This is a genomic window from Clavibacter tessellarius (genome assembly GCF_001618005.1).
Classification (GTDB): domain Bacteria; phylum Actinomycetota; class Actinomycetes; order Actinomycetales; family Microbacteriaceae; genus Clavibacter; species Clavibacter tessellarius_A.
The window spans coordinates 17,640-34,662 of sequence record NZ_LQXA01000044.1 but is presented as its reverse complement, the minus strand read 5'-3'; the positions used below and the strand labels follow the sequence as shown (position 1 = coordinate 34,662).

General features: G+C 73.8%; 16 protein-coding genes. 13 read left to right on the top strand and 3 right to left on the bottom strand.

What is annotated here, in order from left to right; genetic code table 11:
- Nucleotides 1-4 precede the first annotated feature (4 nt).
- From AWH51_RS11765 to AWH51_RS11735, 7 genes are all read left to right on the top strand, one after another.
- On the top strand, nt 5-946 hold the full coding sequence (locus AWH51_RS11765) for a carbohydrate ABC transporter permease (RefSeq protein ID WP_063072253.1): 942 nt from the start codon (nt 5-7) through the stop codon (nt 944-946).
- A 194-nt stretch (nt 947-1,140) separates the two neighbouring features.
- Nucleotides 1,141-1,902 carry a carbohydrate ABC transporter permease gene (locus AWH51_RS11760; RefSeq protein WP_063072295.1) on the top strand — a complete coding sequence of 254 codons (762 nt, stop codon included), beginning with the start codon at nt 1,141-1,143 and terminating at the stop codon, nt 1,900-1,902.
- A gap of 62 nt (nt 1,903-1,964) precedes the next feature.
- On the top strand, nt 1,965-4,016 hold the full coding sequence (locus AWH51_RS11755; protein WP_081235084.1) for a glycoside hydrolase family 127 protein: 2,052 nt from the start codon (nt 1,965-1,967) through the stop codon (nt 4,014-4,016).
- 124 nt (nt 4,017-4,140) lie between these two features.
- Nucleotides 4,141-5,859 (top strand): carbohydrate-binding protein, encoded by a 1,719-nt coding sequence (locus AWH51_RS11750; RefSeq protein ID WP_063072252.1) that lies wholly within the window; start codon nt 4,141-4,143, stop codon nt 5,857-5,859.
- Between the two features lie 187 nt (nt 5,860-6,046).
- The gene (locus tag AWH51_RS11745) at nt 6,047-7,570 is read left to right on the top strand and encodes an alpha-N-arabinofuranosidase (protein WP_063072251.1); all 1,524 of its coding nucleotides are present in this window, start codon (nt 6,047-6,049) and stop codon (nt 7,568-7,570) included.
- Nucleotides 7,571-7,828: 258 nt separating this feature from the next.
- The gene (locus AWH51_RS11740) at nt 7,829-8,386 is read left to right on the top strand and encodes a hypothetical protein (RefSeq protein ID WP_063072250.1); all 558 of its coding nucleotides are present in this window, start codon (nt 7,829-7,831) and stop codon (nt 8,384-8,386) included.
- Nucleotides 8,387-8,666: 280 nt separating this feature from the next.
- The gene (locus AWH51_RS11735; protein WP_063072249.1) at nt 8,667-9,200 is read left to right on the top strand and encodes a hypothetical protein; all 534 of its coding nucleotides are present in this window, start codon (nt 8,667-8,669) and stop codon (nt 9,198-9,200) included.
- A 174-nt stretch (nt 9,201-9,374) separates the two neighbouring features.
- Here the strand turns inward: AWH51_RS11735 and AWH51_RS11730 are convergent, their stop codons facing one another.
- Together AWH51_RS11730 and AWH51_RS11725 are read right to left on the bottom strand one after the other, a co-directional pair.
- The gene (locus tag AWH51_RS11730) at nt 9,375-9,968 is read right to left on the bottom strand and encodes a GNAT family N-acetyltransferase (protein ID WP_081235082.1); all 594 of its coding nucleotides are present in this window, start codon (nt 9,966-9,968) and stop codon (nt 9,375-9,377) included.
- A gap of 49 nt (nt 9,969-10,017) precedes the next feature.
- Nucleotides 10,018-10,374, bottom strand: a complete 357-nt coding sequence (locus tag AWH51_RS11725; protein WP_063072248.1) for an Lsr2 dimerization domain-containing protein — start codon at nt 10,372-10,374, stop codon at nt 10,018-10,020.
- 127 nt (nt 10,375-10,501) lie between these two features.
- On the opposite strand from AWH51_RS11725, the gene AWH51_RS11720 reads away from it, so the two are divergent.
- Both AWH51_RS11720 and AWH51_RS16500 read left to right on the top strand, forming a co-directional pair.
- Entirely contained in the window at nt 10,502-11,455 is a 954-nt protein-coding gene (locus AWH51_RS11720) for a GTP-binding protein (RefSeq protein ID WP_254654560.1), read from the top strand.
- A gap of 12 nt (nt 11,456-11,467) precedes the next feature.
- On the top strand, nt 11,468-11,611 hold the full coding sequence (locus AWH51_RS16500; RefSeq protein WP_254654559.1) for a hypothetical protein: 144 nt from the start codon (nt 11,468-11,470) through the stop codon (nt 11,609-11,611).
- Between the two features lie 42 nt (nt 11,612-11,653).
- Here AWH51_RS16500 and aztA read toward each other — a convergent pair whose 3' ends face one another.
- A complete protein-coding gene (aztA, locus tag AWH51_RS11715) occupies nt 11,654-12,301 on the bottom strand; it encodes a zinc ABC transporter ATP-binding protein AztA (protein WP_063072247.1) in 648 nt (215 codons plus the stop codon).
- A gap of 55 nt (nt 12,302-12,356) precedes the next feature.
- On the opposite strand from aztA, the gene aztB reads away from it, so the two are divergent.
- From aztB to aztD, 4 genes are read left to right on the top strand one after another with little or no spacing between them, the layout of a single operon-like run.
- Nucleotides 12,357-13,304: a zinc ABC transporter permease AztB gene (aztB, locus tag AWH51_RS11710; RefSeq protein ID WP_063072246.1), complete on the top strand. Its 948-nt coding sequence runs from the start codon at nt 12,357-12,359 to the stop codon at nt 13,302-13,304.
- A gap of 55 nt (nt 13,305-13,359) precedes the next feature.
- Nucleotides 13,360-14,592, top strand: a complete 1,233-nt coding sequence (locus AWH51_RS11705; protein WP_063072245.1) for a hypothetical protein — start codon at nt 13,360-13,362, stop codon at nt 14,590-14,592.
- A complete protein-coding gene (gene aztC, locus AWH51_RS11700) occupies nt 14,589-15,521 on the top strand; it encodes a zinc ABC transporter substrate-binding protein AztC (RefSeq protein WP_063072244.1) in 933 nt (310 codons plus the stop codon). The genes AWH51_RS11705 and aztC overlap by 4 nt, the downstream gene beginning before the upstream one ends.
- A gap of 35 nt (nt 15,522-15,556) precedes the next feature.
- Nucleotides 15,557-16,768, top strand: coding sequence for a zinc metallochaperone AztD (gene aztD, locus AWH51_RS11695; protein WP_063072243.1), 1,212 nt, complete (start codon nt 15,557-15,559; stop codon nt 16,766-16,768).
- Nucleotides 16,769-17,023: the final 255 nt, after the last annotated feature.

The window sequence follows — 17,023 nt, the reverse complement described above, 5'->3', positions numbered from 1 at the left end:
CCGGATGAGCGCCCCCGCCATCACCCGCCGCGAGGCGCCCCGGGTCGACGCCCGGCGGCCCCGCCGCGTCGGACCTCGTCAGCTCACGGCGTGGGCGTTCCTCGTCCCCGTCGTCGTCTACCTCGCCGTCTTCTACGCGTACCCGCTCATCCGGAACGTCGACCTGTCCGTGCGCGACTACACGATCCGCTCGTTCATCGACGGGTCGGCGCCGTTCATCGGACTCGACAACTTCGCCAAGATCGTCCGGAGCCCCACCTTCGGCCCGGCCCTCGCGAACACGCTCACCTTCACGCTCGTCTCCATCGCCTTCCAGTTCACGATCGGCATGGCGCTGGCCGTGTTCTTCTTCCAGCGGTTCCGGCTCTCGGCCACCCTCCGCGCGCTGTTCCTCGTGCCGTGGCTGCTGCCGCTCATCGTGAGCGCGTCGACCTGGTCGTGGATGCTCAACAGCGAGAGCGGGATCGTGAACGCCGCCATCCGCGCGCTCGGCGGCGGCCAGGTCAACTGGCTCACCTCGCCGCAGTGGGCGCTCACGTCGGTGATCGTCGCGAACATCTGGATCGGGATCCCGTTCAACCTCGTGATCCTCTACAGCGGCCTGCAGAACATCCCGAGCGACCTGTACGAGGCGGCGTCGCTCGACGGCGCGACGTCGTGGCAGCGCTTCCGGCGCATCACGTTCCCGCTGCTCGCGCCGGTGTCGGCGATCACGATCCTGCTGGGCCTCGTCTACACGCTCAAGGTGTTCGACATCATCTGGATCATGACCCGCGGCGGCCCCGGGGACACCTCGACGACCTTCGCCATCTGGTCCTACCAGCTCGGCTTCGGGTCGACGCTGCCCACCTTCGGGCCGGCCGCCGCGGTCGGCAACCTCCTCATCGTCATGGCCCTCGTCTGCGGCCTCGTCTACCTGCGCGTGCAGAGGAAGCAGGAGAGCTGATGTCCACCGCCGCTCCCGCCCGACCCGCCGGATCCGCCGGATCCGTCGGCCCCACCGGAACCGCCGGCCCCGCCCCCGTCGGCCGCCGTCCCGCGTCCGCGTCGGCCCGCTCGCCCGAGCGCGCCGCGCAGATCCGCCGGAGGGGCCGCCGCAGCGCCGCGACGACCGTGATCGGCGTGCTGCTCACCGCCGTGATGCTCTTCCCCGTCTACTGGATGGTGAACGTCTCGCTGACGCCCACCGCCCAGATGCGGCAGAGCCCGCCGCAGCTGTTCCCCCTGACGCCCACCCTCGACGGCTACGCGGCCGTGATGCGCGACCAGCTGCCGTACCTCGGCACGAGCCTCGTGGTCGGCTTCGGCACCGTGATCGTCACCATCGCGCTCTCGGCGCCGGCCGCTTACTCGCTCGCGAAGCTGAGGCCCGTGGGCGGCGGCGTGCTCGGCTTCGTGATGATCGTGGCCCAGATGATCCCGCAGGTGATCATGGCGATGGGCTTCTACGCGATCTACCTCAACGCCGGGATCCTCAACCGGTGGTGGGGGCTGATCATCGCCGACAGCACGCTCGCCGTGCCGTTCGGGGTGCTCATCTTCACGGCGTTCATGCGCGGGATCCCCGACGAGCTGCTGTCCGCCGCCGAGCTCGACGGCGCGGGCACCTGGCGCACCTTCGTCTCGATCGTGCTGCCCGTGAGCCGCAACTCGGTCGTGACCGTGGGCCTCTTCGCCTTCCTGTGGGCGTGGTCGGACTTCGTGTTCTCGTCCACCTTGAACAGCGGCGGCACCGCGCAGACCATCACGCTCGGCATCTACCGCTACATCGGCAACAACAACCAGGAGTGGAACTCGATCATGGCCACCGCCGTGGTCGCGTCCATCCCGGCGACCGTCCTCCTGATCGTCGCGCAGCGCTACGTGGCCGCGGGCGTCACCGCCGGCGCCGTGAAGGACTGACGCGTGATCCGCGCGCTGTGGTCCCCGATCCGCATCCCCCTTCCCTTACGAGGAGACACCCCGTGACCCGCACCGCCGCCGTCGACCCGACCGTCGCCCCTCCCGCCGCCCCGGGCCCGGGACCTGCCCGCCCGGGCTCGCGCCCTGCCCGCCCGGGCGGCCCCGTCGCGCCGAGCGCGTCGCGGTTGACCCCGCTCGACGCGTCCGAGATCCGCCTCGTCGACGGCTTCTGGGGCGAGCGGCAGCGGCTGAACGCCGACGTGATCCTCCGCCATTGCGAGGAGTGGATGGAGCGGATCGGCTGGACCTCGAACTTCGACCGCGCGGCATCGGGGGAGGAGGGGTGGGGGCACGCCGGCATCGAGTTCGTCGACTCGGAGATCCACAAGCTGCTCGAGGGCATGGCGTGGGAGCTCGGCCGGTCCGTCGACGCCCGCGACGAGGCCGCCGTCGCCGCGCGCGCCGACCTCGCCGGCCGCTTCGCGCGGCTCGTCTCCCGGGTGGCCGCGGCGCAGGATCCCGACGGCTACCTCCACACGTCGTTCGGCCGCGCGTGGCAGCGGCCGCGCTACTCCGACCTCGAGTGGGGCCACGAGCTGTACTCGATGGGGCACCTGATCCAGGCGGGCGTCGCGGCGCACCGCACGGGCGCGTCACCCGAGCTCGTGGGCGTGGTCGCGCGCGTCGCCGACCACCTGTGGGAGGCGTTCGGGCCCGACGGCCGGGTCGCCGTGTGCGGCCACCCGGAGGTGGAGGTCGCGCTCGTGGAGCTCGGCCGCGCGCTGGACGAGCCGCGCTACGTCGAGCTGGCGCGCCTGTTCGTCGAGCGGCGCGGCCACGGGCTGCTCGACCAGATCGAGTACGGAGCCGAGTACTTCCAGGACGACGTGCCGGTGCGGGACGCCGACGTGCTCCGCGGCCACGCGGTGCGCGCGCTCTACCTCGCGGCCGGCGCCCTCGACGTGGCCGTCGAGACGGGCGACGCCGAGCTCGCCGACGCGGTGCGCCGCCAGTGGGAGGAGACCGTCCGCACCCGCACGTACGTGACGGGCGGCATGGGATCCCACCACCAGGACGAGGCGTTCGGCGCCGACTTCGAGCTGCCGCCGGACCGCGCGTACGCCGAGACCTGCGCGGGCATCGCCTCGAACATGCTGTCGTGGCGGCTGCTCCTGCAGGAGGACGACCCGCGCTACGCCGACCTCATCGAGCGCACGCTCCTCAACACCGTGCTCGCCTCCCCCCGGGAGGACGGCCGCGCCTTCTTCTACACGAACACGCTGCACCAGCGGACCCCCGGGGTCGCGCCCGACGAGGACGTGGTGAACGCGCGCGCCCTCGCGAGCCTCCGCGCGCCGTGGTTCGAGGTGTCGTGCTGCCCCACGAACGTCGCCCGCACGCTCGCGAGCATGGAGCTGACCTTCGCGACGCGCTCGCCGGAGGGGGTGCAGATCCACCAGCTCGGCTCCTACGACGTGGACACCGCGCTCGACGACGGCACGCGCGTCGCGCTGTCGGTGCGCAGCGGCTACCCGTACGCCGGGGACGTGGCGATCACGTTCCGCGAGGACACGGAGCGCGAGGTGGAGCTGGCCGTGCGGATCCCCGCGTGGGCCCGCACCGCGACCGTCACCGAGCCGGGCGGCTCCCCGGTCGAGGCCCGCGGGCGGCGGGTCGTCATGCGCCGCCGGTTCCGCGCGGGTGAGACGGTGACCGTCGACCTGCCCGTGACCGCCCGGTTCGTCGCCCCGGATCCGCGCATCGACGCCGTGCGAGGCCAGGTCGCGGTGGAGCGCGGGCCGCTCGTGCTCGCGCTGGAGTCCACCGACCTGCCCTCGGGCGAGGTGGGCGACGTGTCCGTCGACACGGCGACGGCGCCCGAGCCCACCCGGCGCGGCGCGCGGGTGCGGCTCTCCCGCCGGGTCGCGGATCCCGCCGACTGGCCGTACGGCCCGGCCGGCGCGCCCGACGACCGCGGCGCCCGCGACGAGCGCGGCGCCCGCGTCGACGACCTCGGCCTCGTCGACCTCGTGCCGTATGCCTCCTGGGCCAACCGCGGTCCCTCGACCATGCGGGTCTGGATCCCCGTCGCCCCGGCGACCGGCGATCGGTGACCCGCCTCAGCGTCCCCGCCGGCCCACGGGCCCGACGGGACGACCAGCACATCTGCACGGCACCGGTCATCGGGATCGCCGCCCACCGGGGCGGCACCGCGACCACCACGCGAAGGAGCATGGGATGAGAAGAAGAGCACTGCTGGCGGGGATCATGAGCATCGGGTTGGCGACGACGGGCCTCGTCGCCTCCGCCGGCCCGGCTGCCGCGGCGGGAGGGACGCTGACCATCGACGCGGGCAGCTCGCTCCGGCCGGTCACGCACGTCGCCGCGGGCGGCCTCTACGGGTTCGCGACGAGCACGATGCCGGATCCGTCGATCCTGCAGCCGCTCCGCCTGCGGCAGCACACGCAGCCGCCGCCCGGGGTGCAGCAGCTCGGCAACGGCGCGACCGTCCCCACGGGCGACGCGCTGAAGGTCGCGCCGAGCGTCACCGCGACCGGCGGGCAGCAGTACGTCCGCATGCCGGACATCTACCCGAACTTCCCGTACAAGTGGGTGAGCTGGCAGGACTGGCTGAGCAAGGTTGACACGATGGTCGACGCGCGCCTGGCCGCGACCGGCAACACGGGGATCGACGGCTGGGAGATCTGGAACGAGCCCGACGGGACCTGGGACACCGCCAAGGCGGGGCCCTACAACGACGGCTGGACGCGCACCTACCGGCAGATCCGCGCCAAGGACACGGTGACGCCGATCATCGGTCCCGGCACGACGGTCTACAACCCGACCTTCATGCGCTCGTTCCTCCAGAACGCGAAGGCGACTGGCACGCTCCCCGACGTGATCGTCTGGCACGAGCTGTCCCAGGGCTGGAAGGGGGTCGACGAGCACGTCGCCGACTACCGGGCGCTGGAGAGGTCGCTGGGCATCTCGCCGCGGCGGATCTCCATCAACGAGTACGCGGGGACCGGCGAGGTCGACGTGCCGAGCTCGGCGCTGCACTACATCGCCCAGTTCGAGCGGGCGGGCGTCCACGACGCCGAGCGCGCGTACTGGTACGAGTCGGGGACGATGAACGGCCTGCTCTACCAGGGCAAGCCCACCGCCTCCTACTGGATGTACAAGTGGTACGGCGACATGAGCGGGAACATGCTGCCCGTGACGGCGGCGGGCGACCTCGACGGGATCGCGTCGCTCGACGGCTCCCGGAAGGTGGTGAACGGGGTGTTCGGTGGCGACTCCGGCACGAACACCGTGCGCGTCACCGGGATCGGGTCCTTCGGCAGCAGCGTGCGCGTGACGCTGTCCTCGACGCCGGGCACGGGCCGGAAGACGAACGTGGCCGCCCCGACGACCCTCTCCACGCAGACGCTGCCCGTCGTCGGTGGCGCGGTCTCCATCCCGGTGGCGGGGATGGATGCGACGCAGGCGTACCAGGTCGTCGTGACGCCCGCGTCCGGGCCCACCACGAGCATGCTGCAGGGCACGCAGCAGACGTACGAGGCGGAGAACGCCACGGTCGTCAACGCGCAGATCCTCGGATCCTCGGCGGCCTCGAACGGCTCGTACGTGGGCGGGATCGACGGCTCGGCCGACATGCGGAGCGACAGCTTCGTCGACTTCACGGTCGACGTGCCGACGGCCGGCTCCTACGCGCTCGGCGTGCGCTACGCCAACGGCGGGACGGCGACGTCCACGCAGGGGCTCGCGTCGAACGGCGGCGCGTTCACGTCGCTGTCGTACCCGACCACCGGGGGCTGGGGGCGCTTCGCGACCGTGTCCACGTCCGTCACCCTCCAGGCCGGGTCGAACGTCATCCGGCTGGCGAAGGGGTCGCCGAACTTCGCGGGCGGCAGCGGCTTCGCCGAGCTCGACTCGATCACCGTCACCCGGCGCTGATCCGCGCCACCGACCCGACGCGGGCTCCGCGGCCTCCCCGGCCGCGGGGCCCGCGTCGCGTTGACACCGCCCCGACGCCCCCGCGAGAATGGACCCGCGTTGCTCTTACAACGTTGTAACGGCTCGGATCCACCCGGCACCCCCGGCGTCGATCGGCCCCGCTCCCGATGAAGTGAAGGACCACTCCATGACCGACGCCCGTCCCGCCCCCGACGCCCGGATCGCCATCGACCGCACCGCGGTCGTCGCCCCCGTCAACCGCCGCACCTTCGGCTCCTTCGTCGAGCACCTCGGCCGCTGCGTCTACGACGGCATCTACGAGCCCGGCCACCCCACCGCGAACGCCGACGGCTTCCGCCTCGACGTCGTCGACCTCGTCAAGGAGCTCGGATCGAGCACCATCCGCTACCCCGGCGGCAACTTCGTCTCCGGCTACCGCTGGGAGGACGGCGTCGGCCCGCGCGCCGAGCGCCCGAAGCGCCTCGACCTCGCCTGGCACTCGCTCGAGACCAACGAGGTCGGCCTCGACGAGTTCGCGCGCTGGTGCGAGCTCACCGGCAGCGAGCTGATGATGGCCGTCAACCTCGGCACGCGCGGCGTGCTCGAGGCCCTCGACATCCTCGAGTACGCGAACCACCCGGGCGGCACCGCCCTCTCCGACCAGCGCATCGCGAACGGATCCCCCGAGTCGCACGGCGTGAAGATGTGGTGCCTCGGCAACGAGATGGACGGCCCGTGGCAGGTCGGCCACATGACCGCCGACGACTACGGCAAGCTCGCGAACCGCACCGCCGGCGCCATGAAGATGGTGGATCCCACGCTCGAGCTCGTCGCGTGCGGCAGCAGCGGATCCGGCATGCCGACCTTCGGCGAGTGGGAGCGCACCGTGCTCGAGCACGCGTACGACAACGTCGACTTCATCTCCGCCCACGCCTACTACCAGGAGCGCAAGGGCGACCTCGGCAGCTTCCTCGCCTCCTCGCTCGACATGGAGTACTTCATCCGCACGGTCGTCGCCTCCGCCGACCAGGTCAAGTACCGCCGCAAGAGCGACAAGACCATCAACATCTCGTTCGACGAGTGGAACGTCTGGTACCTCGACGAGCACCAGGAGTCCGGCGTCATCACCGAGGGCTGGCCCTACGCGCCGCACCTGCTCGAGGACGTCTACTCGGTCGCCGACGCGGTCGTGCTCGGCAACCTCATGATCACGCTGCTCAAGCACAGCGACCGCGTCACGTCGGCCAGCCTCGCGCAGCTCGTGAACGTGATCGCGCCGATCATGACGGAGACCGGCGGCGGCGCCTGGCGCCAGACCACGTTCTTCCCGTTCTCGGTCACGAGCCGGCTCGCGCAGGGCGAGGTGCTGCGCCCGCGCATCGACGTGGGCACGTACGAGACCGAGGTGCACGGCACCGCGCCGCTCGTCGACTCCGTCGCGACCTTCGACGAGGCCACCGGCCGCGCCGCGGTCTTCCTCGTGAACCGCAGCCTGACCGAGGCCCTCTCCATCGAGGTCGACGTCGCCGGCCTCGCCGTGTCCGAGGTGCTCGAGGCCGTGGGGATCCACGACGACGACGTCTACGCGAAGAACACGTTCGAGGACCGCGAGCGCGTGGGCCTCACGCCGAACGCCTCGGCGTCGCTGACGGACGGCACCCTCACGATCACGCTGCCGCCCGTGTCGTGGACGGCCGTGTCGCTCGGCTAGCCGCACCCGCTCGACCACGCGCCCGTCGCGCCGCATCCGCGGCCGGCGGGCGTCGTGCGTGATGGGGCGGGCGCGGATCGTTCGCGGTGCGCATGCGTCCGGCGCGGTGCGCGGCGTACGCGAACGCGCATGCACATCCGAGACGGAAGGGTACGGCGGTGTCCCCAGCGCCTGCTCGCTGTGGATGGGCGCGCCCGCGGGATCGGGATGGTTCCCTAACCTCTCGCTCTACCCACACACGAACGGAGCACCATCGCCATGCCATCCATCGCGCCCTCGACCCGATCCTCGCGTCGCCTCCGCCGGGCGGGGACCGTCGCCGCCGCCGCGGCCATCGCGCTCTCCGCCACCTTCGGCCTCGGCATCGCGCCGGCATCCGCAGCCACGGCCGCCGCGGCCCCGGCGTCCACCCCCACCGACGCCTCCCAGATCACCATCCCCGGAGCCAAGCCCGGACCGGCGCCCAAGTGGCCCGGCGCGCAGTACCGGTTCGTGTTCCAGACGCACTGGGTCAAGGTCGCCGACGGGGGGCAGAACATCCGGTCCTTCCGCATCCGGGGCTACTCGGTCAGGCCGGGTGGGCTGGCCGTCAACGACATCAACGAATGCGTCACGTACCCCGGATATGACCCCAAGATCACTGACTACCGCAACGTGGGCATCGTCCTGCCGCAGATCCTCAACACCACCGTCACCAGCTACTCCGGCCCCTCGTGCACCGGCTACGACTACTCGAAGGTCGGCGGAAGCGGTCCGATCGACAGGGGGGATATCCACTGGACGCTCTTCACGCACCACGCGCCGGCTCCTCGCTGACCGGACGATCCGCACGCACCGACGGCCGACGTCTCCCCCGCGGAGACGTCGGCCGTCGTCCGTCAGCGCGACCCGCCGACGAGGTGCGGTCGGTCCCTCCACCAGCTCGGCCTCGCGCGGCGGGGCGCGTGCGCGGCGTCGCGGGTCGTGCGCGCATGCACATCCGCGGTGCGTGGGTGCCGAGAGTCCCCATCACCCGCTCGGTGTGGATGCGCCCGTCCGCGGGATCGGCGGGCTCCTTAGCCTCTGATCTCCCACCCACGAACGGAGCATCATCGTCATGCCATCCACCACGCACTCCACCCGACCCTCGCGCCTCCGCCGCCGAGCGGGGACCGTCGCCGCCGCGGCGGCCGTCGCGCTCTCCGCCACCGTCGGCCTCGGCATCGCGCCGGCGTCCGCGGCCCCGTCGACCACCCACGCCGCCGAGTCCTCCGTGAGCACCAGCCCGGCCGGGGACCCCACGGAATCCAAGGTCGCCACCCAGATGTACACGTTCACGACGCACTGGACCCCGGTCTCCCGCGGCGGGCAGAACGTCGAGTCGTTCATGGTCGCGGGCCCCAGCAACAAGTGGGTCAACGGGGCCGACCGTCCGAGCTTCCATTACTGCGAGACCTTCCCGAACTACCGGAACAACCTCGACACCGACAGTCACGTGAATGTCTTCATCCCGTCGGAGTACGGCACCAGCGTCGTCAGCTTCCCCAACCCCAATTGCGAAGGCCAGTTCGTCGACGGATTCGGTCAGATCGACACCGTGCACCACAGCTGGACCCTCTTCACGCGCCACGCGCCGACCTGGCGTCGCTGACCGGACCATCCGCACGTACCGACGGCCGGCGTCTCCCTCGCGGGGACGCCGGCCGTCGGCGCGTCAGCGCGGTGCATCTCCGGGATTCAGCGCGCGGGCGGCTCCCGGGCGGCTGTCATCGTCCCGGCCCGGTCGCGCCCGTCGCGCTCCCCTTGGGACCGGGACGAGGCCGGATCAGCCCCGCCGATCCGACCGCAGCACCGCCATCACGATCACGTCGACCGGCTCGCCGTCGAACCGGAAGGCCGCGCGGAGCCGGCCCTCCTCGACGAAGCCCGCGCGCGCGTAGACGCGGCTGGCGCGGGGGTTGACGTCCAGGACCTCGAGGGAGATGCGCGCGAGGTCGGTCGCGGCGAACGCGTGGTCGACCAGGAGGCGCACGGCCTCCGAACCCAGCCCGCGGTCGCGGCCGGCGGGGCCGATGAGGATGCGGAGGTTCGCGCTGCGGTCCTCGGGGCTCCACTCGTTGAGCACGGCCTCGCCCACGCACGCGTCGGTCGCGCGGTCGACGAGCGCGAGGTCGAGGCGGTCGGGCTGGTCGGCGCGCGTCGCGTACCAGGTGCGCGTGCGGTCGTCGAGCTCAGGGCGCCCGGCCATCTCGGCGACCTCGGCGCTCGTGTGCGCGGATCCGGTGAGGCGTATCACGTCGGGGTCGGCGAGGATCGGCCCCATCGCCTCGACGTCGGCGGGGGTGAAGGGGCGGAGGACCGCGCGCTCGCCCTCGAGGCGCGGGAGTACGGGGAACAGGCGGGGGTCGGCGGCGCTCACGCCTCCATCGTGCCCGGACGGGTCGCACCCGCCACGTGGGTCGCGCCGGTCAGCGCCCGTCGCGCGCGCGGTACAGGGTCATGAGGGTGGCGGAGATGCGGCCGCGGGTGCCGATGCGGTGGCCGTTCGCCTCGAGCCAGGCGCGGGCGGCGGCGCGCTCGCCCGTCGCGGCCGGGCTCGCGCCGGAGGACACGGGCGGGGGATCCGCCACGGGCGTCACCGTCACGGTGGTGCGCCGCCCGGCCGTGGCGTAGGGCGCGAGCGTCGACCGGAGCGCGCGGGCGTCGGCCTCGTCGAGGTCGACCTCGAGCACCCACCCGTCGAGCCCGAAGCGCACGGCCTCGAGCGGCTCGGTGCCGGGCGCGGAGCCCTCGTCGGCGCGCTGCGGATCCCTGTCGTCGGCCATGCGTCTCCCTGTCGTCGTCCCCCTCCCGCAGCCTAGGTCGCGCCGGGGACACCGGCCGCCCCGCCGGTCGCCGCCCCGGATGCCCTCCCGGTGCTTGATGAGAACCGTTCTCTTCTAAGCTGGGCGGATGGACGCCCACCCGAACGCCATCCCTCCCGTCACGCGCGGCGGCCTGGCCGTGACCCTCGTCTCGGCGAGCACCCTGCGCGCCGCCTCGCGAGTGGCCGCCGCCGTCACCGGATCGCCCGAGGCCGCGGATCCGCAGGTCGTCGAGGCGCCCGACGGCGACAGCGGCCGGCTCGGCGCCGTGCTTGCCGAGGGGCTGATCGCGGACGTCGACGACGGCCGCCGCGGCCTCGCGGTCGTCGCGCTCGAGCCCGCCGCGGATCCGCTCGAGGTCGCCCTGGTCCTGGAGCACGTGGTCGAGGCGCGGCATCCCGGATCCACGCCCATCGGTGTGCTCGACGTCGTGGCCGTCTCCTCGGTCGCCGAGATCCGCGACGTGCTGCTCGACCCTCGCGACGACGACGCGGCCCCGTTCGACGCGGGCGAGCGGCTCGCCGGGCGGCTGGAGTGCGCGAGCGTCGTGGTGCTCGCGGACCTGGATCCGGAGCGGCCGACCGCCGACGCCCGACGCGTCGTCGCGCTGGTCGGCCTGCTCGCGCCCGACGCCCGGATCGTCACGCACGGCGACCGCGACGCCCTCGTGCCGGTGCCCGTGCGGATCGCCCGGCAGCGCGTGCGGCGCCTCGCGGCGGGCATGGGCTGGCAGGTGGCGCTGGCGGGGCGGCTGCCGGCGCGGCTCGCGGTGCTGGCCGCGCCCGACGGGCCGTCGGATCAGGCGGCGCCGATGGGCGTGCACGTCTTCCGGGATCCGCGCCCGTTCCACCCCGGCCGCCTGCGCCGGGCCGTCGCGTGCGAGCTCGTGCCGGGACCGGCGGGGCGCATCGTGCGGTCGCGCGGGCTCGTGCGCCTCGCGAGCCGGCCGGAGACGGTCGGCCAGTGGTCGACGGCAGGCGACGTGCTGAGCCTCGACCCGACCGGCATGCCGAGCTGGGATCCGGAGTCGCCCGCGGGCTAGGAGATCGCCTTCGTGGGGGAGGGGCTCGACGGCGAGGCGCTCGACCGGATCCTCGGGGCCTGCCTCCTGGAGCCCGCCGAGCTGGTCGCGGGGCCGGACGCGTGGCGCGCGTACGCGGATCCGTTCCCCGCCTGGGACACCGAGCACCGGCACTGAGGCGGGCGCCGCCGGGAGCCGGGAGCAGGCGAGGCGCGCCGCTCAGCGCGCCTCGTCCCCGACCACGCGACCGTCCTCGAGCCGCACCACCCGGTCCGCCTCGGCCAGCACCGCCGGGTCGTGCGAGACGGCGACCACCGCGATCCCGCGGTCGGCCTCCGCGCGCATGATCGCGCGGATCCGCGCGGCGCTCGCGGCGTCGAGGCCGGTGGTCGGCTCGTCGAGGAGCAGCAGGTCGGCGCCGCGCGCCAGCCCCTGCGCGAGCAGCGCCCGCTGGCGCTGCCCGCCCGACAGCGCGGCGAATCCCTGCGAGGCGAGGGGGATCAGGCCGAGGCGGTCGAGCGCGTCGTCGACCGCCCGGCGGGCGTCCGCGTCGAGGCGTCGCCACCTCCCGGATCGACCCCACGCGCCGACCGTCACGACGTCGCGGACGGTGACGGGCAACCGGTCCGAGACGGCGGCGCGCTGCGGCACGAAGGCCGCGCGATCCGCGGCGGAGCGGGTCCCTGCGGCGGGCGCGCGGGTGCCGGCGACGACCTCGAGGAGGGTCGACTTGCCGGCGCCGTTGGGGCCGGCGATCACCGTGAGGGTCCCCGGCAGGAGGTCGAGGTCGACGCCGTCGAGCGCGCGCCGGTCGCCGAAGTCGACGCGGATGCCGCGGAGGGCGACGGCGGGTGGAGGAGGGGGCACGCTCCGATCCTACGCATTTGATAAGCGTTCTCATTCTCGACTACGGTCGGGGATCGTGTCCTTCCTCACCCGCGGAATACTCGAGCCGTTCGCGCTCGACTTCCTCCAGCGCGCCCTCCTCGGCGGCGCCCTCGTCGCGATCCTCTGCGGCGTCGTGGGCACGTGGGTCGTCATCCGCGGCATGGCGTTCCTCGGCGAGGCGCTCGCGCACGGGATGCTGCCCGGCGTCGCGCTCGCCACGGTGCTGGGCCTGCCGGTGCTCGTCGGCGGCGCGCTGAGCGCGGTCGCGATGAGCCTGGGGATCGCCGCCCTCCAGCGCCGCGGCCGGCTCTCCTACGACACGAGCATCGGCCTGCTCTTCGTCGCGATGCTCGCCCTCGGCGTCGTCGTAGTCTCGCACTCGGGCAGCTTCGCCACCGACGCGACCTCGATCCTCTTCGGCGACATCCTCGCCATCGCGCCCGTCGACATCGCCCTGCTGGCCGGCGCCGCGGTCGTGGGGCTCGGCGTCGCGTGGGCGTTCCACCGACCGCTCGTGGCGCTCGCGCTGGATCCGCGCATCGCCGCCGTGCTCCGCCTCGGCCCCCGTTCGGCGCAGGCCGCGCTCGTGGGGCTCGTGACGCTCGCGGTCGTCGCGTCGTACCAGGCGGTCGGATCCCTGCTCGTCGTCGGCCTGCTGCTCGCACCCGCGGTCGCGGCCGGGCACTGGACCGCGCGGATCCCCACCCGGATGGCCCTCGCCGCCGTGCTCGGCATCGCCTCGGTGCTCGTCGGGCTGCTCGTCTCCTGGCACGCGGCGACGGCGGCCGGGGCGTCGGTGGCGGCCACCGCCATCGCCGTGGCCGCGCTCTCCGGCGTGGCGCGGGCGGCCGTCACGGCGCTGCGCGCGCGGGGCCGGGGGAGCGCAGCCGGCGCGGTCGACCGCGATGACGCCGCCCGCGCCGCCGCCCTCGACCCGGTCCTCGCGGGCCCGTCCGCCGGATCCACCGCCCCCGCCCCCTGACCTCCGCGGCGGACGACCGCCGCGACCCTGCCATCCACCCCACCGAGAGGACCCCGTGCGCCCCCGCACCACCGCTCCCGCACTCCTGGCCGGCCTCGCGCTCGCCCTCACCGCCTGCTCGACCGCGCCCGCCGCGGCGCCGACCGCGGATCCGACCGCCGACGACCAGGGGGAGGGGCACGGCGCCGTCTCCGGTGCCGCCGAGCTGTCGGAGCCCCGCCTCGGCCTCACGTCCATCGACCCGGCCGGCGCCGTCACGCACCTCGACCTCCTCGACGGATCGGTCGCCGAGCTCGGCAGCGTCGGCGCCCCCGCCGCGATGGACACCGACGGCCGGTACCTCTTCGCGCAGACCGACGCGGGCGTCGAGATCGTCGACAGCGGCGTCTGGACCTGGGACCACGTGGACCACTTCCACTACTACCGGGCGGATCCGCGCCTCCTGGGCACGGTCGAGGGTGCCGGCACCGCGACGGTCGCGACCACCAACCTCTCCACCACGGGCGGCACGGGCCTCTTCTTCCCCGAATCGGGCGAGGCCGTGCTGCTCGACACCGAGGCGCTCGCGAAGGGCGAGGTGGAGGAGCGGTTCCGCCTCGACGGCGAGCCCGGCCCCGGCATGGTCGTGCCCGTCGGGTCCCTCGCGCTCGTCACCGAGGGCCGGGGCGCCGACGCGACGGTGGCCGGATACACGGCCGACGGCGCGCGCACGGGCCTCGTCGAGGCGTGCCCGGACGCGGCCGGCACCATCACGACCCGCGTCGGCGCCGTGATCGGCTGCTCCGACGGCGCCCTGCTCGCGAGCGTGGACGGCGACGAGCTGAGCGTCGAGCGGATCCCGTACCCCGACGGCACGACGGCCCCCGCCGCCACGTCCTTCGACAACCGCGAGGGCCGGCCGACGGTCGCCGCCCTCGCCGGGGACCAGGGGATCTGGCTGCTCGACACCCGCGAGCGCTCCTGGCGGCTGCTCCCGGCGCCGTCTCCGCTCGTGCACGTGACCGCGGTCGACGACGCCGACGAGCACCTGCTCGCCCTCGCCCGCGACGGCCGCGTGCTCGTGCTGTCCGGGGCCGACGGCGCCGTGATCGCCGACACCGGCCCGCTCGTCGCCGACTCGCTGGCGGCCGGGCGGATCCCGACCCTCGTCGCCGACCAGCAGCGCGCCTACCTCGCGGGCCCGTTCGAACGGCGGCTGCACGAGATCGACTTCGCGGACGGCGCCCGGGTCTCGCGCACCTTCGACACGCAGGCGGAGCCCGCCTTCACCGCGGAGACCGGGCGATGAGCGCGCGTGCCCGGCGCCTGCCCGCCGCCCTCGCAGCGGCAGCCGCCTCCGCCGCGACCGCCCTCGCCCTCACCGGCTGCGCGACCGCGGGCGACGACCGCCCGACCGTCTACGTCTCCACCAACATCCTCGGCGACGTCGTCGAGGAGCTCGTGGGCGACGAGGCCGAGGTCGTGACGCTGATGAAGCCGGACGCGGATCCGCACTCCTTCGAGATCTCCGCGCAGGAGGCCGCCCGCCTCCGCTCCGCCGACCTCGTCGTCTCCAACGGGCTGGGACTGGAGGAGGGGCTGCAGCAGCACCTCGACGCGGCCACCGCCGCCGACGTGCCGAGCTTCGTCGCGGGCGATGCCATCGAGGTGCTCGACTACGCCGAGGGCGACGCGGAGGGCATGCCCGACTCGCACTTCTGGACGGATCCCGCCCGCATGGTCGACGTCGTCGACGCGCTGGAGCCCGTGGTCGCCGGGATCGAGGGCGTGGATCCGGACGTGGTCGCCGGCCAGGCCGCCGCCTACCGCGGCGAGCTGGAGGCGCTCGACGCCGAGATGACGGCCGCGTTCGCCGCGATCCCCGACGAGCGCCGCGCCCTCGTCACCAACCACCACGTCTTCGGGTACCTCGCCGACCGCTTCGGCTTCGAGGTCGTCGGCGCCGTGATCCCCGGCGGCACCACCCTCGCCGCGCCGTCCGCCAGCGACCTCGCCGACCTGGTCGACGCGGTCGAGGAGACCGGCGTCCCCACGATCTTCGCGGAGTCCTCGCAACCCGACCGCCTCGTGCAGGCGCTCGCGAGCGAGGCCGACATCCGCGTGGAGGTGGTCGAGCTGTTCACGGAGTCCCTCACGGGTCCCGAGGGCGGCGCCCCCGACTACCTCGCCATGATGCGCGTGAACACGCAGCGCATCGCCACCGGGCTCTCCCCCTGAGTGCCCGCGATCCCTCCCACACAGAAGGAACCACCATGCGCACCCCCCGACTACGACGGACCGGCATCGCCGCCGTCACCCTGGGTCTCGCCGCGACGCTCGCGGCCTGCTCCACCCCCGCCCCGGAGGGCTCCCCGTCCTCCGACGCCGCGGCCGGATCCGGCGAGGCAGCCGGACCCCGCCTCGCCGTCGCGTACGAGGGCGGCATCCTCGTCCTCGACGGCGAGACGCTCGAGACCGTCGCCGACCTCGACTCCGAGGAGTTCACCCGCCTCAACCCCGCGGGCGACGACCGGCACGTCATGGTCACGATGAGCGAGGGCTTCCAGGTGCTCGACACCGCGGCCGGCACCGGCGACGAGCCCGAGCTGACGGACACGGTCTTCGCGGCCGACACCCCCGGCCACGTCGTCCGCCACGCGGGCAAGACGATCCTCTACGCCGACGGCACGAGCGACACGACGGTCTTCGACACCGCGGCCCTCGCCACCACGGACGGCATGCCCGAGACCGAGACGATCGCGGGCGTCGAGGCGCACCACGGCGTCTCGATCGTGCTCGAGGACGGCACGTTCCTCACCACCGTCGGGAACGCGGACGGCCGGAACGGCATCGAGGTCCGCGACGCGTCCGGCGCGGTCGTCGCGCAGAGCGACCAGTGCCCCGGCGTCCACGGCGAGGGCACCGCGGCCGGCGAGGTCGTGGTCTTCGGTTGCGAGGACGGCGCGCTCCTCTACGACGACGGCGCGATCACCAAGCTCACCGCGCCCGACCAGCCGTACGGCCGGATGGGCAACGCCTACGTGAGCGAGACCAGCCCGATCGTCGTCGGCGACTACAAGTCCGACCGCGACGCCGAGGGCTACCTGCTCGAGGCCGTGACCCTGATCGACACCGAGGCGGGGACCCTCCGCGTCGTCGACCTGCCGGAGGGCGTCGGCTACACGTTCCGCGACGTCGCGCGCGGCCCGGACGACATGGCCTACATCATGGGCTCGGACGGCGCGATCCACGTGCTCGACCCCGCGACCGGCGAGCTGACCGGCTCCTTCCCCGTCATGGACGCATGGGAGAGCCCGGTCGAGTGGCAGGACCCGCACCCCGCGATCGTCGTCGCCGACGGCATCGGGTACGTCACGGAGCCGGCCGCGCAGGAGGTGCACGCGGTGGACCTCACGACGGGCGAGGTGCGCTCGAGCACGACCCTCGACGTCACGCCGAACGAGATGGCGGTCGCCGCGGGCTGATCCGCAGGGGCGTCGCGGGGCGCGGGGCGGATGCTCCGCGCCCCTCGCGCGTCCGGCGTCCGCGGGTGCGCGGGTGCGCAGGTCCGCGGGTGCGCAGGCGGATGCGCACGCGACGCGGACCCGTCTGTGGGCACGGTCGCCGCGGGCGGGCGACGGCGTGCCACGATCCTCGTTCCCGCTGCCGGCACGCCATGCGGTCCGCGCCGGATCCCCGCGGCCCGCCCCGACTCCCGATCCCCGTCGGGTCCGAACCGG